The 21,722-nt window shown below is 68.0% G+C and carries 21 protein-coding genes; 12 read left to right on the forward strand and 9 right to left on the reverse strand.

The features are described 5' to 3' along the window. Positions 1 to 15: 15 nt before the first annotated feature. From OG214_RS04515 to OG214_RS04525, 3 genes are all read left to right on the forward strand, one after another. A complete protein-coding gene (locus tag OG214_RS04515) occupies positions 16 to 414 on the forward strand; it encodes a poly-gamma-glutamate biosynthesis protein PgsC/CapC (RefSeq protein WP_405983861.1) in 399 nt (132 codons plus the stop codon). A gap of 182 nt (positions 415 to 596) precedes the next feature. Beyond that, positions 597 to 1,475 carry a SigB/SigF/SigG family RNA polymerase sigma factor gene (locus tag OG214_RS04520; protein WP_405987425.1) on the forward strand — a complete coding sequence of 293 codons (879 nt, stop codon included), beginning with the start codon at positions 597 to 599 and terminating at the stop codon, positions 1,473 to 1,475. A gap of 91 nt (positions 1,476 to 1,566) precedes the next feature. Beyond that, complete coding sequence (locus tag OG214_RS04525; RefSeq protein WP_405983862.1) at positions 1,567 to 1,821, forward strand: DUF5133 domain-containing protein; 255 nt, start codon at positions 1,567 to 1,569, stop codon at positions 1,819 to 1,821. Between the two features lie 204 nt (positions 1,822 to 2,025). On the opposite strand, the gene OG214_RS04530 is transcribed toward OG214_RS04525, so the two are convergent. The 5 genes from OG214_RS04530 to OG214_RS04550 form a co-directional block, all read right to left on the reverse strand. Then, entirely contained in the window at positions 2,026 to 3,036 is a 1,011-nt protein-coding gene (locus OG214_RS04530) for a glycosyltransferase family 4 protein (RefSeq protein WP_405983863.1), read from the reverse strand. A 117-nt stretch (positions 3,037 to 3,153) separates the two neighbouring features. After that, positions 3,154 to 4,587, reverse strand: coding sequence for a glycosyltransferase family 4 protein (locus tag OG214_RS04535; RefSeq protein WP_405983864.1), 1,434 nt, complete (start codon positions 4,585 to 4,587; stop codon positions 3,154 to 3,156). A gap of 64 nt (positions 4,588 to 4,651) precedes the next feature. After that, complete coding sequence (locus OG214_RS04540; RefSeq protein WP_405983865.1) at positions 4,652 to 6,211, reverse strand: GMC family oxidoreductase; 1,560 nt, start codon at positions 6,209 to 6,211, stop codon at positions 4,652 to 4,654. Between the two features lie 62 nt (positions 6,212 to 6,273). After that, entirely contained in the window at positions 6,274 to 6,909 is a 636-nt protein-coding gene (locus OG214_RS04545; RefSeq protein WP_405983866.1) for a TauD/TfdA family dioxygenase, read from the reverse strand. Positions 6,910 to 7,327: 418 nt separating this feature from the next. After that, on the reverse strand, positions 7,328 to 7,972 hold the full coding sequence (locus tag OG214_RS04550) for a hypothetical protein (RefSeq protein WP_405987715.1): 645 nt from the start codon (positions 7,970 to 7,972) through the stop codon (positions 7,328 to 7,330). On the opposite strand from OG214_RS04550, the gene OG214_RS04555 reads away from it, so the two are divergent. From OG214_RS04555 to OG214_RS04565, 3 genes are read left to right on the forward strand one after another with little or no spacing between them, the layout of a single operon-like run. After that, the gene (locus OG214_RS04555; protein WP_405987426.1) at positions 7,964 to 9,025 is read left to right on the forward strand and encodes a LacI family DNA-binding transcriptional regulator; all 1,062 of its coding nucleotides are present in this window, start codon (positions 7,964 to 7,966) and stop codon (positions 9,023 to 9,025) included. The genes OG214_RS04550 and OG214_RS04555 overlap by 9 nt on opposite strands. Positions 9,026 to 9,078: 53 nt before the next feature. Beyond that, complete coding sequence (locus OG214_RS04560) at positions 9,079 to 10,155, forward strand: ParB N-terminal domain-containing protein (protein WP_405983867.1); 1,077 nt, start codon at positions 9,079 to 9,081, stop codon at positions 10,153 to 10,155. A gap of 9 nt (positions 10,156 to 10,164) precedes the next feature. Then, a complete protein-coding gene (locus OG214_RS04565) occupies positions 10,165 to 10,974 on the forward strand; it encodes a glycosyltransferase family 8 protein (RefSeq protein ID WP_405983868.1) in 810 nt (269 codons plus the stop codon). Positions 10,975 to 11,022: 48 nt separating this feature from the next. Here OG214_RS04565 and OG214_RS04570 read toward each other — a convergent pair whose 3' ends face one another. Continuing rightward, positions 11,023 to 11,742: a hypothetical protein gene (locus OG214_RS04570; protein ID WP_405983869.1), complete on the reverse strand. Its 720-nt coding sequence runs from the start codon at positions 11,740 to 11,742 to the stop codon at positions 11,023 to 11,025. A gap of 242 nt (positions 11,743 to 11,984) precedes the next feature. Between OG214_RS04570 and OG214_RS04575 the strand changes: the two genes are divergently transcribed. Further along, entirely contained in the window at positions 11,985 to 12,449 is a 465-nt protein-coding gene (locus OG214_RS04575; RefSeq protein WP_382863672.1) for a hypothetical protein, read from the forward strand. 535 nt (positions 12,450 to 12,984) lie between these two features. Further along, positions 12,985 to 13,257: a hypothetical protein gene (locus OG214_RS04580; protein WP_405983870.1), complete on the forward strand. Its 273-nt coding sequence runs from the start codon at positions 12,985 to 12,987 to the stop codon at positions 13,255 to 13,257. Between the two features lie 19 nt (positions 13,258 to 13,276). Here OG214_RS04580 and OG214_RS04585 read toward each other — a convergent pair whose 3' ends face one another. Further along, a complete protein-coding gene (locus tag OG214_RS04585; RefSeq protein WP_405987427.1) occupies positions 13,277 to 15,130 on the reverse strand; it encodes a BTAD domain-containing putative transcriptional regulator in 1,854 nt (617 codons plus the stop codon). 255 nt (positions 15,131 to 15,385) lie between these two features. Here OG214_RS04585 and OG214_RS04590 point away from each other — a divergent pair, with 255 nt between their 5' ends. The 4 genes from OG214_RS04590 to OG214_RS04605 all read left to right on the forward strand — a co-directional run bounded on the left by OG214_RS04590 (position 15,386) and on the right by OG214_RS04605 (position 19,683). Continuing rightward, positions 15,386 to 16,435 carry an iron-containing redox enzyme family protein gene (locus tag OG214_RS04590; protein ID WP_405983871.1) on the forward strand — a complete coding sequence of 350 codons (1,050 nt, stop codon included), beginning with the start codon at positions 15,386 to 15,388 and terminating at the stop codon, positions 16,433 to 16,435. A 154-nt stretch (positions 16,436 to 16,589) separates the two neighbouring features. Beyond that, positions 16,590 to 17,294, forward strand: a complete 705-nt coding sequence (locus OG214_RS04595; protein WP_405983872.1) for a 2OG-Fe dioxygenase family protein — start codon at positions 16,590 to 16,592, stop codon at positions 17,292 to 17,294. 218 nt (positions 17,295 to 17,512) lie between these two features. Then, positions 17,513 to 18,520, forward strand: a complete 1,008-nt coding sequence (gene dapF / locus OG214_RS04600; protein WP_405983873.1) for a diaminopimelate epimerase — start codon at positions 17,513 to 17,515, stop codon at positions 18,518 to 18,520. Further along, a complete protein-coding gene (locus OG214_RS04605; protein WP_363083577.1) occupies positions 18,517 to 19,683 on the forward strand; it encodes a pyridoxal phosphate-dependent aminotransferase in 1,167 nt (388 codons plus the stop codon). The genes dapF and OG214_RS04605 overlap by 4 nt, the downstream gene beginning before the upstream one ends. A gap of 142 nt (positions 19,684 to 19,825) precedes the next feature. Here OG214_RS04605 and OG214_RS04610 read toward each other — a convergent pair whose 3' ends face one another. Continuing rightward, positions 19,826 to 20,827, reverse strand: coding sequence for a DMT family transporter (locus tag OG214_RS04610; protein WP_363083578.1), 1,002 nt, complete (start codon positions 20,825 to 20,827; stop codon positions 19,826 to 19,828). Between the two features lie 53 nt (positions 20,828 to 20,880). Further along, positions 20,881 to 21,657 carry a hypothetical protein gene (locus OG214_RS04615; protein WP_405983874.1) on the reverse strand — a complete coding sequence of 259 codons (777 nt, stop codon included), beginning with the start codon at positions 21,655 to 21,657 and terminating at the stop codon, positions 20,881 to 20,883. Between the last annotated feature and the right edge of the window lie 65 nt (positions 21,658 to 21,722).

The raw sequence follows: 21,722 nt of genomic DNA on the forward strand, positions 1-21,722 counted from the left end.
CCGCCACGGGACGCCGTGCGCGCCGCGGCCACTCCCGACAGCCGTGATCCTCCGAACGGGTCGGGACGGGCGGCGTGTCGGCGGGCGGGCGCCGCCGGGCGGCGGCAGTTTCGTCCCGCTCGTCCGGTCCGCCCCGATGATGCCGCCGCCCGACCGCTCCGGGGACACCCTCCTCGTACCGCGACAGTTCATGGGCGGCCCGGATCGACCGTACCGACACTGTCAGCGTCACCGACCGGGTGCGCCGTGCCCTCGATGAGCGCCATGCCGACTTGCTGTCCGTCGCCCCTGCCGGTCGTCGGCGTGACCGTACTGACGTATGCGACCACGCCGCTCGTCCAGCGCTTCGTGATCCTCTACGGAAAGCGCCTGTTCTCCGCGGTCGTCATGAGCGGCGTCCTGCCGTCCGCCTGACCCGCTGGGTACGTGCCGGGTACGTGCCGGGTACGTGATCGGTACCTGCTGGAGTACCGAATCTCGGGATCGCATCGGACGGGGGAACCGGATTGCCTGATTCTGGGAGGGTTGGCCGCGGGCTTCGGGGGCAGGTGCCGCATGGCAGTCAATCGAGCATTGGTGGCGACGTGACGATATCCATGCGGGCTCAGGGCACGTCCGTGGCACCGGCGCGCACGGCATCGTCCGCGCGCGCCGAGCTGGTGGGTGGTCTGCCGTGGATCGAGGACGCGGGCAAGGTGGCGCCCAGGGACGCGCGGTCCTTGTCGAAGGTGTTCTTCGACCGGCTCCAGGTCGTGGAAGAGGGCACGCGCGAGTACCAGTACGCCCGTAACACCTTGATCGAGATGAACCAGAGCCTGGTCCGATTCGCCGCGAGCAGGTTCCGCAACCGCGGCGCCGGCGACATGGAGGACATCGTCCAGGTCGGCACCATCGGCCTGATCAAAGCCATCGACCGCTTCGATCTGTCACGCGAAGTCGAGTTCACCTCCTTCGCCGTCCCCTATATCGTCGGCGAGATCAAGCGGTTCTTCCGCGACACCAGCTGGGCCGTCCACGTCCCCCGCCGTCTGCAGGAACTCCGTGTCGAACTGGCCAGGACCAAAGAGGAGTTGTCGCTCGTCCTGGACCGCCGGCCCACCGTCCGTGAACTCGCCGAGCACCTCGGCCTGAGCGACGAAGAGATCATCGAGGGCCTGGTGGCCTCCAACGGCTATATGGCCGGCTCCCTCGACACCCCCGGCGGGCACGACGACGGATCCGACGACGGCCCCTCCTACGCGGAGAGCCTCGGCGACCGCGACCCCGCCATGGACCTCGTGGAGGACCTCCACGCCCTGGCACCGCTCCTGGAAGAACTGGACGACCGGGACCGCCGCATCCTCCGGATGCGCTTCGGCCAGGAGATGACCCAGTCCCAGATCGGTGTGGAACTGGGCGTCTCCCAGATGCATGTGTCCCGGCTCCTGACCCGCATCCTGACCACGCTCCGCACCGGCATGCTCACCGACGCCTGAGCCGGAAACCAAGCCGAGGGACCTCCCCGCCCGGGACCGCGATGACCCGCGCCCTGGCGGGGAGAGAGATGAATACGAGGGAGACACCGCTGTGCTGATGGCCCACCCCGCGATCCTGCGGAACCTTGTCGAACAGTACGAGACGCTCAAAGCCCTGCACGCGGAGCAGGGTTCGTCCGGGACCTGGCGCCGGCTGGAGGACATCACGTACACGCTGTGTGTCTCCACCGGCACCCGCACGCCGGCGGAAGCCCTCGCCGCGGCGGAACAGCGGCTGAACTCCTCCCTCCCCTCCCCCACCGAAGCGTTGGTGCCCCTGGCCCCGGCGACGGCGCCCGGAATCTGAGGAACGCGCCCGGAGCGAGGACCGGCTGCCCCGGTCGCCGCACCGTGTCCGGCCGGCTCAGCGGGCTAGCTATGAGGTCCCGGTAGGCGGCTTCGTACCTCGTCGCCATCACCGAGGCGTCGAATCTCCGTTCCGCGGCCTCCCTGCACTTGCGAGGATCGCCCGGCACAGCGCGTGAACCGTCGCACGACGGCCCGTCCATCGTTATCGGGATTCGATGACCGACTCGTAGACATGTTCGTACCGCCCTGCCATGAGAGCGCTGTTGAATCTGCTGACGGTCGCTTCCCTGCACTTCTCGGGGTCCAGATGGCGGGACCGTTCCACAGCCGCCGGCAGATCCGCCGGGGAGTCGCAGACGATGCCCGAGACACCGTTGTCCACGATCTCGCCCACGGATCCCCGGTCCAGCGCGACCACAGGTGTTCCGGACGCCATCGCCTCAATCATGACCATGCCGAAAGGCTCGTCCCACGCGATGGGGAATATCAGACAACGCGCTTCGGACAGCAGAGATCTCTTCCGCTCGCCGCCGACCTCCCCCAGCCACTCGACATCGTCGCCCAGCCTGGGCCGGATCTCCGACTCGAAATACTCGATCTCGGCGGGCTCGCCGCACTTCGCCGCTATACGGATTCTCACCCCGGCCGCACGGGCGGCGTCGATCGCGGTATGCATGCCCTTATGAGGGATGCATTGCCCCAGGAAGAGTATCCAGTCCTCCTTCTCCTTCCGGAAGCGGAAGGAGGCGGGATCGATTCCGTTGTGCACCGTCGCGCACCAGTTCATGTCCGGAGCGCTCATACGTTGCGAGGACGAGATGGCCACCAGCCGTACCGAATTCCCCAGCAGGGAGAAGTACTTCCGGTAGTCACCCGCCACCGGCTCGTGCGCCGTCACCACGGTGGGGACCGCCCTCTCTTCGGCCAGCAGGGGCCCCATCAGACTGTGATCGTGGATGACGTCGATTTCCATGGATCTCAGAATGTGCCGCACGGAAGCCGCGTGGACGAGATCCGGCAGGGGCTCGCCGAGCCGTCGCCACTGCGGGAATTCATAGGTCCTGAGATGCTGTGCCTTCGTACCGTTCCGGCCGCTCGACACGAGCGTCACCTGATGGCCCCGGTCGACGAGCCCGTCCACCAGGTATGAGCACATGTACTCGATTCCGCCGTATCCCTCCGGGGGTAGGTCGAACCATGGCGGAGCGATCATCGCGATACGAAGGCGTCGGGACACTGGAATGAACCCCCCATGCGTTGGTCTGCCGTTCGGGACGACCGGTCCCGTCTGCCGTCGCGCCCACACAGCCGGGCGCCGCACCGCCCGGACCTACGGAACAGCCCTCAGCTCACGGAGCGCGGCGTCGGCGACCGCGTCGATACCGGGCACGGTGGCCCTGAGGGACTCCATGATCTTCACGGGCCAGGCCTCCCGGTCGAGCACCCGCTTCGCCGCGTCACCCCGGATCCGTGCCCGTTCGTCCTCCGGGAGCCCGAGCACCTGGTCGATCACGCCGGCCAGGTGCGCCGGGTCGTTCGGCATATGAAGGAATCCGTCGATTCCGTCGGCCACTTGCTCCGAGAAGCCGCCGGAGTCCGCGGTGACCAGAACGGCTCCGCCGTGGCGGGCCAGCAGCCGGGCCTCCATGGGGATCAGGCCCCATGGCTCGTTCTCGGCCGAGAGTGAGCAGACCCGGGTCCTCCCCCACTGCAACAGGGACGCCATCAGCTCCCGGTCGAAGGAGGTGATGAAGGTGGCGTCCACCTGCGAGCGCGCGGCGAGCGCGCGGACCTCGGGGAGTTCCGTATCGCTCATGATCACGGGATGCGCACGGCGCCGCGTCCGGGCCGCGGCTCTGATCAGCATGTCATGGCGCTTGTACGGCACACCGCGTCCGAAAGTGACCAACAGGTCCCGGTCCACCGGGACGCCGTGCCGGGTCAGCAGCCCGGACAGCTCGGCGGACGAGCGCCGCCGGTACCAATGGTCCGTCGTGTCAACCCCGTTGCGGGTGGGCACGAATGTGTCCGGGTTCGCACCGTAGTCGGTGATCAGATGCCGCGACATGTAGTGGCTGATCGACCCGAGCCGCACTCCGGGGCTGATCTTCGCCCAGTGCACGGGCAGGGACTCCGCCATCAGCCGGTCGGGGTTCGGCAGGGGCATTTCGTGCGCGAACGCCGTCGCGTGGGACACATACACCGCGGTGATGTCGACGCCGGCCGCCTCGGCCTGCAGCGAGGTATGGACCGGGGCGAAGGCGAACACGGGCTCATGGCAGTAGGCGACGAGGGAGTCGTACCGGGAGGCGAGGTCGATCAGCCGTCCGGCCAACGCGGCCGACGCGATCTGCCAGTTACGCAGTTCTCCCAGGCCGGGATCTCCCCACACCGCGTCGGCCGCCAGTCCGGTGGTGCCGCTGGGGACGACGGAGAAGGTACCTCCTGTTTCCCGGATGCGTTCCCGGTGGTGAGTGGACGATTTCTCGTCGTAGTGAGGATGCGCGGGCAGATAGGCGGGCTCGATGAAGTGCGGGGTCAGCTCCACTCCTTGGTTCGCCAGAGCCCTCTGAACTGCGGGAAGGGCCCCGATCTGCCCGCGTATCGCCGTTCCCACACCACCGACGAATATCTGTACGCCCTCGAACGCCGCGTGCACGAGACCCACCCGCAGACGTCCGCTCGGATTCTTCGTGTGCGTGTGCGTGTGCGTGCGCGTATGTGTATGCGTATGCCCCGCACCGTCGTCCGGCGAGGAACTCATCCTTCACCACCTTGACCTGCTCGGGGTTGATGACCACCGCGACCGCCGGGCCCGGTCCGGAGGTTCACGCCAGAAGGATGGGAGCCAGCCGCCTGGAGAGAGCCAGACTCGTCAGAGAGGGGTTCGCGGATCCCTGCCTGGGGAAGATCGCCGGGCCCACCGCGAAGAGACCGCCGATCTCGATGAACTCCTGGTTCTCGTCGAGCACATCCCCGATGGCCAGCGTGCCTCCCTCGTGTTCCTCGGTCCCCAGCGGGCTCGACCAGGTCACCGGCTGATGGTGGAGGGAAGGACGGTTCTCGGCCCTGAGCGACTCCCGGACGGACCGCAGAGTCCTGCTGGGGGCGGTGAAGCTGAAATCGAAGTCCAACGGCACCCACTTCAGATCGAATTCGGCGCACCACGCGGCCCAGAACTCCCGCAGCTCGTCGCGCTGGGCTTCGACGGTCAGGGAGTCCTGGGTGTCGAGTCCTGTCGAGACCGTCACGGGCCACGGCCACTCCTCCCGCGGCGAACAGGCGACGACGCCCTGCGCGGAACGTATCTGCTCGCCCGTCGCCCACACCTCGAGCCGCAGTTCCCCGGCGTCGGTGAGATCGAGCTGGATGAACAGATTGGAGTGCGACGCGCCGCCTCCCGGCGTGAAGGCGAAGACACCCTCCCGTGCTCGTGAGACGAGCCGCTCCGGCAGGTCCTCGGACTCGAAGGACACATTGAATCCCTGCACGATGTGATCGACAAGCCCCGTCAGACGGTCCCCGGCCGGCTCCCCGTCCTGGTGGAGGGCCTGGATCGCGAGACGGGTGCTCTCCACCGTGCCCGCGGCGAGCACGACCTTCCCCGCCGTGATCCTCTTCTCCTCGCCGCTCCCCCGGTGCCGGACGACAACACCTTCCGCCCTGCCCCCGCCGGTGAGTACGGCGACCGTTTCGAGGTCCGCCGCGATACGTACGCCTCCCTTCCCTCCCGAGTTCCTCGCCGTGGGATCGGGCTCCAGCCAGTGCGAGAGCGGGGAGTACGCCTCCCAGCGCGCGGATCCGGCACCGGCGGGCCGTACCGCCCGAGGCGGGCCGGCGAAACGGAAGTGCCCGACGCGCAGGACGTCGTCCTCCGAAGCCGACGCGGTGGTGGTGGTCACCCGCCGGCTCCACTCCGCCAGATCCGACCGCACACGTGCGTAGAGAGACGCGCCTCCCCGCCAGGAACGCACGAGATCGTCGATCACCGTACGCGGCCAGTCCGCCTCCGTCAGCGCCCAGTCCTCGACCGGCAGCAGCACACCGTGCCAGTAGAGGGACCGGCCGCCGACCCGTCGGCGCAGACCCGACCCCTGGCCGAAATGAGGCTCGGTGGCGGAGTTCCACGGTTGGACGAAATACTCGTCGGACTGCTCGTCGGTCCAGATACGGTCCGCGGAGGGGGCGTCGTTCGCCGCGTACACATGCCGGAGATCGTCGCCCGCACCGGCTTCGACGACCAGCACGTCGCCCGCACCCGCCAGCTCAAGGTGCTTCGCCAGCTCCAGACCCGCGAGACCACCTCCGACAATGAGGATCTCCGCCCGGTCGGACAGCTCGTCCCATGTCCGGGTGAGGTGGGGACCGAGGGACGTCATGTGTTCCATGTGATCGCCTTCCGGTGGAGGGGTGTTCGGCACGCGCGGGGTCCCGTGCGGTCCTGTCGGCCTCAGTGGCGGGCGGTGGGACGGCGGGACGGCTCACGGAAGGGGTTGATCACCCGGTCCCCGGAGCTGTCCCGGAAGCCGCGGCTGCGCCTCAGATCCCGTACGACGGTGACTTTGCGCATCCAGCGATCCGTGCCGTCGTAACGCGCCTGGAAGGTTCCGCGGCCGTGCAGCGCGCGGTAGTTGTCTATGAGCAGCAGGTCGCCCTCCGCGAGACACACGGTCGTGGCACGCCGCGCGAGTTGTGCGGAGAGTGCGTCGAGTGCTTCTCGGGCTCGCGCGTCTCCGGGAAGTGCCTCGGTGTAGGGAACGTCCACGCGCAGATACGGTGACTCGCGCGATCCGAACAGCAAGGGACGCGGCGGTCCGGCCGCTTCCCGCACACCGTCGGCCCTGCGCAGATGTTCGGAGTCCGGCCTGATCAGGAACCGCGGCGAGAAGAGGACATCGAGATCCAGTGCGGAGAAATCGAGATCGGTACCGGTGACGATCGTGTTGGGAACCTTGTCATGGTTCCTGAGACAGAGCAGGGCCAGCGCATCGCACCGTTCATCACTGAAGCAGTCTTCGATGTGGAGTTCCAGATCCGCGTCGCTGCCGTGGCCCGTCTGCTGGTCCTCATGCCCTCGTATGGGCAAGACGTCATTGAATATCCGACCGTCCTGGAGGCTGGACCAGCCAATGGCCTCGCCCAGTTGCGAAGCGGTCAGAACCAGCCAGAAATCCTGACGGAGAGTGGCGTCCCGATCGCGTTCCCTCCAGTGCCCGGGAGTCGGGCAACCGGCTCCGCCCACGGGTCCGTTACGGATGACGAGCGCCGCGACCGATTCGGCGTACCTCATCTCGCCCACCGCGTCGAGGAGTTCGGCCGGCAGCCTGGATCCGTAGTGGGTGACCCTTCGTAAGAAACCCGGATCGTCGGCTGTCGCGAACTGTTCATGCAGAGTGTCCAGCAGATCGGCACATTCCCGTGACGCTTTCCCGGAGAGTGACAGCTCCCGCAGGCCATGTGGTGCCCGGACCATGTCCTCCACGCTTCGCACTACCGTCTCCTCGCTAACTCGGCCCGACATGCTTCGCATCGTTATCGGTCCCGTCGGCCTCGTTCACCATTTCCCGGAAGAGCCTCCTCCAGGGTTCTGGATCGAACGACCGCAGAACGTGTTCCTTGTCCCGCCTCAGATCTTCCCGGACCCCGGGATCACCGCGACGGTTCTTCTCCATCAGGTCGAACAGCTCGACGGCCGCCGCCGGTATGTCCTTACCGCCCGACACCCTGACGCAACTGCTTCGCGTTCCGTAGATGTCCTCGAAGCAGGCATAGTCGGTGATGGCGCAAGGAACCTCCGCGACGGCCGCCAGGGCCGGCCCGAGCCCGACGCTCTCGACATCGGAGGTGTTCGGAGTGAACAGCACGGCACCCCCGCCGGCCCGGCACATCCGAAGCAGGTCGATCTCATCCGGACGCCATTGGCCCATGGCACCCTGATGACTCGACAGCGGGACCCCGTCCAGAAAGACCACATCGTCCTGTACGCCCAGCTCCTGGACGAGAGAGACCACCTTCTGGGCATAGGACGGATCCTCGTCGAGGCTGCCGAATACCAGAAGACAGGGCACGGGGGTCCGCCGCTCCTCGCAGAGCCGCTTGATCTCCGCGAACATCGACACCGATATCTCCACCCCCTTCACCTGGAACACCCTCACGTTTCACCTCAGACGGTGTCCAACGCGCTCAACTCTCCCGATCTGCTCGCCCCGCGGACCTTGGAACGGGTCCGCCGGGCCATCGACGAGCTGGACTACCGCCCTCACCCGGCCGCCCGGCTGTTGCGCTCCCGCCACAGCCGGCTGATCGGATTAGGCATTCGGTCCACGCCCAGCGGGTTATCGGGCCCCTCCGCAGAAAGCTTCCTGCATGGGCTGTCGGACTCGGCCGGCCAGGCCGGATACCGCGTACTGCTCTTCCCCGCGCCGGCCGACACGGCCAACGACCCCGAGCGTTACGCCGAGTTGATACGCGAACGTTCGGTGGACGCCTTCGTCCTGACCGACACCTACCGTGGTGACCGCCGGTCCGCCCTGCTGAGCAGGCACGGCGTCCCCTTCGTGGTGTCCGGCCGCTCCTGGCCCTCCCGTGCGGCCGGGGACCGGGTGGACGTCGACGGTGCCCGTGGCACGGCGACCGCCGTCGATCATCTCGTCGCTTCCGGACATCGCAGGATCGCGTTCCTCGGGTGGCCGCGCGGGGCCGGCGCGCTTCCGGCCGGTCCGTCGGTTTCACCGGACCGGCTACGGGTGGGTAGCAGGACCTCATCGGGCTGCCCGAACGTGCCGGGAATTCGGTCGATTCATCTCGGTCCGGCTTCATGGAGGCCGTGCGGACGCCGCGGATTTCTTGTGTGTCCTGGTCCGACAAGGCCCGGCACGGCACAATACCTTCGGCGGTCCGGTGTGCCGCGATGTCCGCGGCCGGCCGACCATGCCGACGCCATGGATTCACGTCGTCCCTCACACAGGACTTCACGGCCGAACTCCCGCGTCCGTCCGGGCGACGACCGTCCCGAAGCCGCGATCACCGACGCGGCCGACAGGTCCGCACACATGTGGCAAAGCCCAAAAATCCCACACATCACCTCCACTCCCTGTTTCTTCCGCGTGGCCCTGCTCACCGTTTCGATGGTCTTTCCGGCCCGTCGTGGGCAGCCGGCGGCACCGGCAAGGCGGCGGAAGAGGCATGCCATGTCTCCATAGCACCGGGCAAAAGTACGAGATAGTCCACACTGTTCCTTGCGTAAGGGGTACTGGTGAGCGCTGTCGATCGAACAGAAAAAGTCGCGTATGACGATCCGGCCGACTTGATGGCTCTCTACACGAAGGAAATTCAGAAATCACTCGTCGAGCTGGTTCCCATCGCCTCCCTGCTGGAAGCGGATTCTCCTCGCGGATTAGGCGAGAACAGCAGACATGTACAGATACTGGCCGAGACGGAGTCTCCGCTGCCGCCGATCATCGTGCACCGCGGCACGATGAGAGTCATCGACGGTATGCATCGCGTCCGCGCGGCCCAGCTCCGAGGAGAGGACCGTATTCCCGCCCACTTCTACGAGGGGCGCGATGAGGATGTCTTCCTTCTTTCCGTCGCGGTGAACATGGCGCATGGCCTTCCGCTGTCGCTGACGGATCGCACGGCGGCCGCGGAGAGAATCTTCGGATTCCATCCGCAATGGTCCGACCGGGCGGTCGCGCTCGTCGCCGGTATCTCGGCGAAGAAGGCGTCGGAGATTCGCGACCGGCTTGCCGGGAGCGCGAAAGCGGTCCCCTGCAGAGTGGGGCGTGACGGCCGGTCCAGGCCGCTCAACGGCGCGAAGGGCCGCGAACGGGCAAGCGCGCTGATCAAGCAGGATCCCGAGGCGTCTCTCCGCCAGATCGCGAAGGCGGCCGGTATCTCACCGGCGACAGCGGCGGATGTACGGGACCGCCTGCGGCGCGGTGTCGCGCCTGTCCCCCAGAAACAACGGGAGACCAAGGAGAAGAGCCGGCGTTCGGGTTCCGCCGTGTTGCACAACGATCCCGCCTACGGCGAGAAGGCCAAGTCCGTCGCCCAGTTGATCTCGATATCCGACAGACTCCGCAAGAATCCGTCGCTGCGCTTCAACGATGTGGGGCGGACCGTTCTACGTATGCTGGACGCGTGTGCCGTCGCCGCCCGCGACAAACATCGGATCGTCGAAGCGCTGCCGCCCCACTGTCGCGGCCCGATAGCCGAACTCGTTCATGGCTACGCGGAGATCTGGCGGTCGCTGGGAGAGGAACTGGAGCACGCCAAGTACCAGGACACACATCACCCGGAGTCGCCGGCGGACAACCCGCGAGCGATGTGAGGAGAAAAGATGACAGCGGGACCGTTCTATATAGTCCTGGCGTGCGACGAAGCCTATCTACGACCGACCGCGGTCACCATCCGATCGATCACCGCACAGCCGTGGAGTTCACCACCGACGATCATGGTGATGCATTCTGGGCTGCCGGACAACCGCGTTGCCATGTTGCGGAATTGGGTGGGTCCGGTCGAAATGGTGCGGGTGGCGCCCATCAAAGGATCGGGGCGCGCGGTGGGCGCGAGGGGCGCTCGGCATGTGTCGGAGGCCATGTATCTGAAGATCGCCGTGCCGGACCACTCTCCCGGCGACGCCGAGAAGGTTCTCTACCTCGATTCGGACACCCTCGTGACCGGTCCCGTGGAGGAGCTGTTCACGACGGATCTCGCCGGGAAGTGCCTCGGTGCCGTGCAGGATCGTTTCGTCAACGGAACGCATCTTCCTGAGATCGAGAGATCGGATACCGGTTACTTCAACTCCGGCGTGCTGCTCTTCGATGTCGAGGCCGCCAGGAGACATGGGCTGGGGGAACGGACCCTCGCCTACGCGGAGCGGAAGTACGGCACATTGCCGTACCCGGACCAAGACGCGCTCAATGTCGCCGCCGCCGACTGCTGGACCCCCCTGGAAAGCCGCTGGAACCGAATGCTCGGGGAAGGCATAAAGGCCCGTGGTAGCGCGGAACAGCACAACGAGATGTCGGGCGCCCGCATCATCCATCTGCCCGGTCCGACCAAGCCCTGGTCCGACGATTTTCCGGCCGGCCCGATTCTGGACGAGTACATGAAGCACTCCGCCTCGATTCCCGACCCGAAGCGCTGACGGCACGGGTCATCGCGCGCTCAAGCGCCGACCCACCCGGCTCGGCAGTTACAGCTCCATGGATCCCGCGAGGTCTCCGATCTCTTGAAGCTGCCTCTCGGTGAGATCACGCACATCCCAGATGAGCTCGGCTACGCCGGCAACGGATGGTTTCGCATTCGAGGACACAGCGGGCAGAGCGACGCCGGTCAATGCCGCCAGGTCGTCGGAGGGGACATCGAGAACGGCGCAGAAGTCCGCGAGAAGGTCAGCGGTCAGGGGGATGGTGCCACGCCCTACCTCTCCGTAGGTGGCAGCCGACCAGTAGCGGTCCGTGACCAAAAGGAACGTCTTGGCCATGGCTGTCCAGCCGAGGTTGCGGTTGCGGACCAGGCGCACGAGCACAGCGCCAGGACCATCCGGATACTGCTCGTACGCCAGCGGTCCGCGAACGGGCCGCGCACGCTCCTCCCTCGGCATTGACGCCACGAACCGGCGCAAGACGTTCCTTTGTTCCGGCGGCAGGGCAACGGCGCGCCGGACCAGATGGGGAACGTGCCATCCGGCCTTGGGATCAGCAGGAGCAAGATCGTCGGGTATGTCGGCACCTGCGATCACGAAGAGGTCTGATGTGTGCAGCCCAAGGACGGGCGCGAGCCGCCGCAGCAGGCATGGGCTCGGCTCACCGCCCCTTGACACGCTCAGGAGTTCGGACTCGGCAACGTCAGCCGACCGGCCCAGCACACCGATATCCAACTGCCTGCGCTCGGCCAGCCGCTCCAGCAGCACTCCGAAGCCCCCACCTTCAGCCATCCGAGCAGAGTAGCCGTGCTGTCTCGGGAGATTGGTGCCGCCTCGGCGGACGATCCCGAGCGGGGGCACTGCCGAGTACGAGGCGGCGACTCAGGGCAGGTTCACCACGGGAGGTGCCCCGACCGGTCGACGAACTGTCCCGTACGGGCCGATCGTCGCGAGGGTCTCGATGGACTGTGGGGGGGGGCAGGCAGGTGGGTTCGGACACGATCGTTGCCATGGCAGCGACAGTCATCGCGCTCGCGGCACTCTGGGTCAGTTACGTACAGACCAGAGCCGTACGGTCACACAACCACCAGTCCATAAGGCCCTTGCTGGTGATGCGACGCGTCAAGGGGCACGAAGAACGCAAGACGGGCATCTTGCTCATCAACGCCGGACTTGGGCCGGCCATCGTGACCAACTCTGTGGTGCGGTTGGACGGAGAACACATCGGCCAGTGGAACTACCACACGCAAGAACGCGTCGCGGCATCACTGCCCGTGCGGCCCAATGCCTACTCCCTGCGCCCGGGTGCCGTGGTCCTTGCCGGGCAGTCCGCCTTCTTGCTGCATCTTGACGAGTTCAGCGAAGACCAGCACGGCCGGTTCTGGGAACTCATCACCCGGCGCCTGGTGATCGAGATTCGATACGAGTCGCTCTACGGCGGTGAGAACTTCAAGGCCGCGCCGCCCCTGTTCTGATGTGGTCAGGGAACCGGGGTCTTCCGCCCAAGGCCCCTGTCCGCTGAGGGATTGCGTCCCGGAACCGGCCATCGCATGCTGAAGGTTGGGGTATCAGGAGCCGGGGGGACCTGTGGGAGAGACTTCGGTGTGGGCACAACGCAGGGTGTCGACGAGTGCCCGCACCTTACGTCTCCCCAGAGTCCTTCTCGGTCTCGTCTTCGCCGATCTGATCTGGGAGATTGTCAAAGCCAATCTCGCCGAGGAAGACCGCGGCACATGGCCCTGGCGCTTCACCCTGCTCGACGCTTCCACGTGTGCGGCCATTGTCGCCTTGTTGACCGGCATCATCGTGACCCGGGCCCAGTTGTCCCAGACTCTCCAGCCGGTGCTGAGCTGGTCGGGCAGCGTGGGCGGGAGCCGTATGATCGCGGATTCGCGGCGAACGGTCGTCCTGGTCAACGCCGGTGGGGGACGATCCGTGGTCCGTTCCGTGTCCTACCGGATGCGAGCCTCTCCTCAGTACACGGGGCGAGCGGACCTCCCATCCGGATGGATGTCCTGGCACACGGCTGTCGACGGCATCAAGGCCCTCGGCCTCGACTGGGACCAGGACTTCTTCCTTCTCCACCTCGGTTCCGGCGCGGCCGTACCCATGACGGCCAGTTCGCGGGAGGGGCTGGAACTGCTCGCGTTGGGCCCCAGAGCATTCGAGCTGCTGTCCGTACTCGATATCAGGGTTCAGGTCACCGACTCCCTGGGGGACGTATACGAACGGGACCTGCAGTGCATTCGTCCACGGCCCGCCCCCTCCCCTTCCCCCGGCTGAGTACCGCACCCGGAGCTCGTCATCCACCGGCAAGCGCCTGATCCCGCCCGGCCGCGAACTCCTGGACCAGGCGGTGCAAGCGGTAGTGGCCGGCGGCGGGCTCCTGGAGGAGATTGGCGTCGGCGAGGCTCTCCAGGAGCGTCTCGGCCTCGCGGGGTGTGATGCCGGCGAGGAGCGCGGCGGCCTGACCGTCGATGTCATGTCCTTGGCGCCGCCCGAGGAGGCACAGCATCCGTTGCTGGGCGTCGGACAGGCGTACGTACGAGAGCTGGAGGGACCGGGCGACGCCATAGGCGCCGAGGGGATCCCCCGACGCCAGGCTCTCTGCCAGATGGCTCAGGTCCCAGCCCGGACGGGCGCGCAGCCGGGCGCCGGCGAGTGTGAGAGCCAGCGGCAGTCCTCCGCAGTGCCGGACGACCGACTCGAGCAGCTGGACCGGCTCGGCTCCTACGCGGCGCGGGCCGACGACGGCCTTGAACAGCTGGACGGCCTCGTCCTGTGCCAGGACGTCCAGGGTCAGCAGTCGCGCGTGGTCCAGACGGGCCAGCCGGCGACGGCTGGTGACGATGACCCGGCAGCCGGACCCGGCCGGCAGCAGCGGCCGGACCTGTGCCTCGTCGGCGGCGTCATCCAGCACCAGCAGTATCCGCCGGTCCCGCGTCAGGCCGCGGAACAGCGCCGCGCGAGCGCCCTCGGTCGACGGCAGTCCAGCGCCGGGGACGCCGAGCGACCGCAGGATGAGTTCCAGCGCGGTCGCCGGCTCGACCGGGGACTCGGACTGGGCGAATCCCCGGAGGTCGACGAAGAGCTGCCCGTCCGGGAAGCGGGGAGCGAGCTGATGGGCGAGACGCACCGCGAAGGCGGTCTTGCCCACGCCCGCCATCCCGTCCACGACACAGACCCGCGCGCCGACCATCGCGTGGGTCGCCTGCCGGGTCTCCGCGGCGGGCAGGTCACGCAGTTGGCTCAGCTGCTTCTGACGGCCGACGAAGTGGCAGGTTTCCAGGGGAAGTTCGGCGGGAACGGCACCGGTCGCCGCCGTGGTCGTGGAGCGCGGGGGCAGGTCCAGCACCGGGTCGCTGGTGAGGATCTGCCGGTGCAGGCACCGGAGTTCCGGCCCGACGGCGATACCCAGTTCGTTCCGCAGCCGTTCACTGACCTGCTGGAACGCGTCGAGTGCTTCGGCCTGCCGCCCCTGCCGGTAGAGTGCCAGCATCAGCTGCGCCCAGAAGCGCTCCCGCCACGGGCACGCCCTTACCACGTCCTGGAGTTCGGCGATCACCTCGCGGTGCGCCCCGCGTGCCAGATCAAGGTGGATGCGCTGCTCCAGGGCGCTGTAGCGGCGCTCGGCGAGGCCCGGGACGAAGTCGCGGTGCAGGGAGTCGGAGGGTACGTTCGACAGGGCGGGCCCGTTCCACAGGCCCAGCGCCTCGCGCAGCAGCGCGCTCTCCCGTCCCTGGTCGCCTTCGGCGCCCATGCGCTGGGCCGTCGCCAGCGTGCTGTGGAAACGCAGCAGGTCCAGCTGGGATTCGTCGGCGTGCACGAGATATCCGCCCGAAAGGGTCCGGATCGGCTCCGACCGCTCGTCGGAAGACTGGCGCAGGACCCGGCGTAATCGCATGACGTACGAGCGGAGCGTGGTGTGCGCGCCCGTGGGAGGGTTCTCACCCCACAGGTGTGCGACCAATTCGTCAGCCGAAACCATCTGATTGGCCTGTAGGAGCATCGAGGCCAGCAAGATCCGTAACTTCGCGGCCGGTACGGGAACTTCCCTTCCGCCGTGCAGCACGCGCAGCGGCCCGAGTAAATGGAACTTCGGGCCTTCCGCCTGTTTTGCCATATCGCGTCCCCATCTCGCGTCCCGTCGAAGCATCGCTGTGGTCACTGCGTACAGCACGGAGCGGACATCCCGCACCAATTGGGCGTTCCGGCGGCTTCTATGGTGCCAGCCACACGCGCCACCGTCCAGCCACGCAGGCGCCACAACCACCTGAGATTCTTCCTGGGTTCAGTGATCGCCGGTCGGTGCAAGTCCGTTTGCGGCCATACCCGGACCGTAATGACGACTTGGCCGGGAATCGCTGCAAGTACTTCTGGAAAATGGCGCACGAATCGAAGGGGGGCGCGCGTGTACGACTCATTCGCGCTGGTCGAGGAGATATCCGGCTGGCTCTCGAAACCGGCCGACGAAGTGGACCGGAGATTCACGGGAAAGGAACGTGACAGAATACTGGCGGCAGTCAATGAGCTGAATGACGAAGCACTGTCCGGAAATCCGGAGAGCTTCTATCACCAGCAGCTCCTGCTGTCCCGCCTCCACCATCTGATCCTGCGGATCCCGGATGCTCCGACGGCGGAGGGCTCGCTCGCGGTCCATGAGGTGACCGGGCTGCTGGAGCGGGCGACGCTGCGCGGTGAGGACCGTCAGCTGGACGCCGCCCTGCTGGCGGACCTGCCGTCCGAGCCAGGTCAGTTCCTGTCCTGGCTCAAGGAACAGGCGCGGGCGCACCGTGTCTTCAAACATCCGTACTACATGGATTTCATCCGCAACCACGCCACCGAGGCGGATGTCCGCACCTACATGATCCAGGAGTCCGTGGTCGACGGCCGGTTCGACGACCTGCTGGCGTTGATGCAGGTGGGGACGAGCGGCCCGGCGAAGATGGAGATCGCGGCCAACTTCTGGGACGAGATGGGGAACGGCAAGCCCGCGGAAGTCCACACCCATCTCTTCAACCAGATCTTCGACGTGTTCAAGGTTTCCGAGAAGGAGTTGGAGGAGTCGCTGACCGGCACCGCCCTCCTGAGCGGAAATCTCGCCGTGCTGCTGAGCCGGTATCGGCACCGGTACCCGGAGGCCGTCGGTTTCCTGGGCATGACCGAATGGCTGGTACCGGACCGTTTCGTCCAGGTGGTGAGCGCGTGGGAGCGCCTCGGTCTGCCGGACGTGGGAATCGTCTATCACCGGCTGCACATCACTGTCGACGCCCAGCACGCGGCGGGCTGGTTCCACAACATCGTGAAGCCGTCGGCGCCCTCGGAATTCATGCGGCTCGGTATCGCCCGCGGGGCACTGTGGCGGCTCAACAGCTCGGCGCGCTATCTCGACGAGCGGCTGGCCGAGGTGTCGGAACGCCTTTCGGGTGAGAAGGCGGAGCAGAGCGCCGTCGTGCACTGAGGCGCCGGCCGAACCAGACCGGAATCCTTCGGCAGTTCCACCGGAATCCCGGAGGTTTCCACCGGAATCCCGGAAGTCACGGAAGTCCCGGAATCTCCGGAAGCCTCTGGAAAGACCCTCGGAAACAAGCCCCATGGAAGGAAGAGCGATCCTTATGCCACTGACTGCCCAGCGTTTTTCGGTTATCGAGACCCCGGCGGTCCAGCAGAACGTGCTGGACAGTTACGACAACTGCCCGGTCGACGAGTACATGGGCAACGGCACCCGGTACAAGCGGTTCTCGCAGTACCGCATGAGCTTCACGGAGGACGCCGGCTGGACCTTCTCGCTCCTGCCGCACCGGGATTACACCACGTACAAGAAGTTCAACAACGTCGCCGGTGGTATCCGCCGGGGCTACCTGCCCATCGAGGTGGACTTCACGCCGCTCATCCGGGCCGGAGCCGAGGGCTTTCCCCTGGACACCCAGGACGACTGGCAGATCAATGTGCACCAGAACCGCACCCGGGCGACCGGCGACAAGTCCGGTCCGCTGACCCCGGAGGGCGTGCACCACGACGGCCACGAGTTCGTCATGATCGCTGTCCTGCGGCGCAACAACGTCGGCGGCGGCCTGACCCGGCTGTGGGAGCCCGGCGCGGAGGAGCCGTTCTGGAGCGGGACCCTGGAGGCCGGGCAGGCCGTGCTGCTGGACGACCGGGCCATCGCCCACGATGTCACCGACGTGCTCTCGGGCGACGGTGGTCCCGGGCACCGTGACATCGTTATCGTCGCCTTCTCCCGCTGGAGTGAGAAGTGGTACGGCGACGACCACGACGAGGCCGCCCTGAACAACGCGCCCGAGCCGTCGGCGATGTAGGGCGGCGCGCGGGGCCGGACCGCTCGGCGCGGTACTCCTCCTGGCTGTACCGCGCCCGGAGGAGTACCGCGCCCGAGACCGGACCGCCCGAGACCGGACCGCTCGGGGCCGCACCGCCTGGGGCCGTACGCCGCACGCCTGTCACACATCGGCGTACGGCCCGCACGGCCGGGCGACAGCCGGCCGGACACGTCACGACTCCCGGAAGCAGGTGGCACGTGCACGACTTCGTGAAGTACCAGGCCCTGGGCAACGACTACCTGGTCATCGATCCCCTGCGGATCGACCTGCTCGGTCTGCCGTCCACACCCCGGGCCGCGCGGCTGCTGTGCGACCGGCACTTCGGCGTGGGCGCCGACGGGGTGCTGCTGGGACCGGTCGGCCCCGTGCGGGCCGGTGAGCCGGTTGTCCTGCGCATCTTCAACTCCGACGGCACCGTCTGCGGCAGGAGCGCCAACGGACTGCGCATCTTCGCGCTCCACCTGTCCCAATACCACCGGGGGGGACGGGAGTTCGTCATCCGCACCCTCGCCGGTGACACCTCGGTGCGGATCGAGGACCTCGACGCGGGCATCGTGCGGGCGGACCTGGGGCGGCCCAGCTTCGAGGCCGCTGACGTTCCCGCTCCGGGACTGACGGGACGGGTCCTCGACCGGCCGCTGGAGGTGGCCGGCCGACAGTTCCGGGTGAGCTGTCTGAACAACGGCAACCCGCACACCGTCGTCCCGCTGCCCGAGGTGTCCGCCGCGTTCGCACAGGAGTGGGGCCCCCTGATCGCGGGCCATCCGGCCTTCCCCGAACGCACGAACGTGCAGTTCATGCGGGTTGTCGACCGCCGGACGGTGGAGATCGAGATCTGGGAGCGCGGCGCCGGCTACACCCTGGCCTCCGGAAGCAGCGCCTGCGCCTCGGTCGGCGCGGCCCATGCTCTGGGCCTGGTCGACCGCTCGGTACGGGTGCTCATGCCCGGTGGAGTCGTGGAGACGGGCATCGACGCCCAGGGCGGGGTCACCCTGTCCGGCCCTGTCGAGCAGGTGGCGGCGGGAACCCTCGCACCACGGTTCCGCGCCCGTCTCGGCGTGACCACCGCGCACACCGTGAGCGCCGTGAGCGCCGTGCCGGATGTACCGGATGTATCGGATGGGGAGCCCGGCAGGACGGCCGCCGGTGTCACGGCGGGGCACAAGGCCACGGGTGTCGCGGCGGGCCACGGGACCGAGGCATGACGCCCGTCGGCGCCGGAACCCCGGCGAGGTCGGTCTACTCCATAGCCCGTTGGACGTTCGTCGACTCGGCGGGCCGCTACGACATCGACCTCGGCAACAGCTACGTACCGAGCCGCGTCCTGTCCGATCTGACGGTCCCCGCCGGCCTCAGGCTCGACTACGGCACCGACCGGGGCACACCGGAACTGCGCGGCCGGATCGCCGGGCTGTACGGCGGGCGGCCCGAGTCGGTCACGGTCACCCACGGCGCGCAGGAGGCGCTGTTCCTGCTGTTCGACGTACTGCTGCGGCCCGGCGACCAGGTGATCGCGTTCAACCCCGGCTGGCAGCCGCTCCTGGACCTGCCGCCCCGGCACGGCGCGCGGGTGACGGTCCTGCCGTACGGTCCTGACCTGGCCGTCGACGCCGCCGCCGTGGCCGCCGCGGCCGATGACCGTCTGCGGCTGATCGCGCTGAACTCGCCCTGCAATCCCACCGGCCGGCGGGTCGGCGAGCGGGAGGTGCGCGCGCTGGCCGCCCTGGCGGCGGAGCGGGACGCCTATCTGCTGGTCGACGAGGAGTACGCGATCGACCTGTCGCGTTCCCCGGCCGTCGGCCGGGACCGGGTGATCTCGGTCTCCGGCCTGTCCAAGACGTACGGCCTGCCGGGGCTGCGCACCGGCTGGATGTACGGCGCGCCGGAGGTGGCGGAGGCGTGCGCGGAACGGAAGTTCCTCACCTCGATCGCCAACTCCGTGCTGTGCGAGGCCCTGGCCTGCTCGGCGCTGGACCGCCACGAGGACTACGTACGGGAGTACCACCGGCTGTGCGCCCCGGGCCTGCGGCTCGTGGAGGAGTGGGCGGCCCGCCACCCCGACGCCGTGCGTCTGGTGCCGCCGGACGGTACGCCCTTCGCATGGGTACAACTGCGCACCGGCGAGGACTCGTTGACGCTGTGCCGCCGGGCGCTGGAGGCCGGCCTGCTGCTGACCCCCGGGGAGACCATGGGCTCCGGGGAAGGCTTCCGGCTCGGCTTCGCCCGTGACACCGACACGGTGAAGGAGGGCCTGCGGCGGCTCGACACCGTACTGCTCCCGGACCGGGGACGGCTGCCGGACCCGGGACGGCTGCCGCACGCGGAACCGCTGCCGGACGGGCCGTCGTCCGGCCCGTCCGGTGAGTGAGGACGCTCCCCCGGTCGTGCCGGCGCTCCTCCGGTCGTGCGGGGGCTCCTCCGGTCGTGCGGGGGCTCCCCGTTCCCTGGTCAGGGCGCTCCGGTCGTGCGGGCGCTCTCCCCTTCCCTGGTCAGGGCGCTCCGGTCCCCGGTCAGGACTTCGCGGGCTGTCCGGCCTCCGCCTCCTCGGCCTCCTCTGCCCGTAGCGGCTCGCCCCCCGTCGTGTCCGGCGCCGACCGCGCCGGACGCGACGGCGCGGTGCGGGTCAGCAGCACACCACTGACGATCAGCAGCGCGCCCACCACGGTGTTCCATCCCAGCGACTCGTCGAGGAAGAACACCCCGACGATCGCCGCCCACAGCGGGGTCAGATACGCGACCGTGGAGGCGACCGTCGAACCGACAGCGCGGATGACCGACAGGTTCCACATGTACGCGAGCCCCGTGCCCACGGCACCGAGCACCACCATGGCGGCCATCGGGCCCACTCCGCCCCAGTGCGGCGCACCGCCCAGCAGCGGTGCGAACAAGGCGAGTTCGACGGCACCCCAGCTGACCTGGATGGCGGTGAGGGTGATCGCGGGTATGTCTCCGCCGGACAGGAACCTGCGGGTGTAGGTGTAGCCGAGCCCGTACGAGGCGGTGGCGACCAGGCAGATCAGACTCCCCTTCATCAGCGAGTCCTGGCCGCCGGACCACACGCCGAGCACCACCAGAGCGCCGCACAAGCCCGTGCCGATGCCGATCAGCCGGCGGAAGGTCGGCTTCTCGTCCGGGAGCATGACCAGCACCCAGACGAGTGTGAACAGGGGGATGGTGGAGTTCCACACTCCGGCCGTGACCGAGCTGATGTGCTGCTCGCCCCAGGCGAACAGGGTGAAGGGCAGGGCGTTGAGCACCGTACCCACCACCAGGGCGTGGCCCCAGACGCGCCGGTCGCGCGGCACCGCGAGGCGTCGTACCAGCACCAGGGCCCACAGCACCAGGGCACCGAAGAAGCAGCGCCAGAAGGCGACCCAGCCGGGTTCGATCCCGGCTTCGACACCGATCTTGATGAGCGCGAACCCGGACCCCCAGATCATGGAACAGATGAGGAACTGGGGTACCCACGCCTTGGCCGGCGTGGTGGTCAACGCGTCTACGGAGTTTGCCACTCTGGGTCCTTTCGGGTTTCCGGGTGTGCCGAGGGGCGGAACTGGGCCCCCGCTCAGGACACTTCGGCGCTGTGCCCGGCTGCTGCGGCGGCGAAGGCGCGCACCAGGGCGTGGGGGCGAGAGGTGTCGTCGGCCAGTTCGGGTTGGAACAGGGTGGACAGAAAGAAGCGGTGCCCCGGCAGTTCGGCCATCCGAGGGTGGCCGTCGTCGTCATGACCGGTGAAGCGCAGCCCGTGGTCGCTCAGGATGCCCGCGTACCGGGGGTCCGGGGCGTGGGTGCACTGGTAGCGCTCCACGGTGGTACGGGCGCCGAGCGCCGCCTCGGCCAGTGAGCCGGGCTCGACATGGACGATCGCCTCGTGGCCCGCGAGATCGTGCGGCAGCGGGACGATCAGCGGGAGCCCGCCGCCGGGGGAGTTCTCCGCGTGCGACGCGTCGTCCATCGCGCACACATGGCGGGCGAACTCCAGGAGGACGTGCGGGAATCCGCCGCAGGTCGCCAGCAACGGGATGTTCCGTTCACGCGCGGTGCGCACCGCGGTCAGCGCTCCCGCCTCGCTGCGGTACGGGCTGCCCGGCACCAGCCAGATTCCGTCGAACCCGGCCAGTTCCCTGGGGCCGTGGACCTGCGCGGTCGACACCCAGTAGGCGTCCACCAGCAGCCGTTCACGGCGCCAGAGCGCTTCGAGCACGGGCGCGTAACGGGTGTGCGCGGGCACCCCCATGGACCGCTCGCCGACAAGCGCGATCCGCGCGGGCCGTACGCCCGAGGGGTGTGTGCCCGTGGGGTCGGGGCCGGCTTGAGGAAGCGGGGCGATGGTGGTGGGCACGCCGAAATCGTCCAGTGGATGCGAGAAAAGCGCAAACGATCGCTTCTTATTCCCTGATAAGCGAT

This window comes from Streptomyces sp. NBC_00872 (genome assembly GCF_045161915.1).
Lineage (GTDB): Bacteria > Actinomycetota > Actinomycetes > Streptomycetales > Streptomycetaceae > Streptomyces.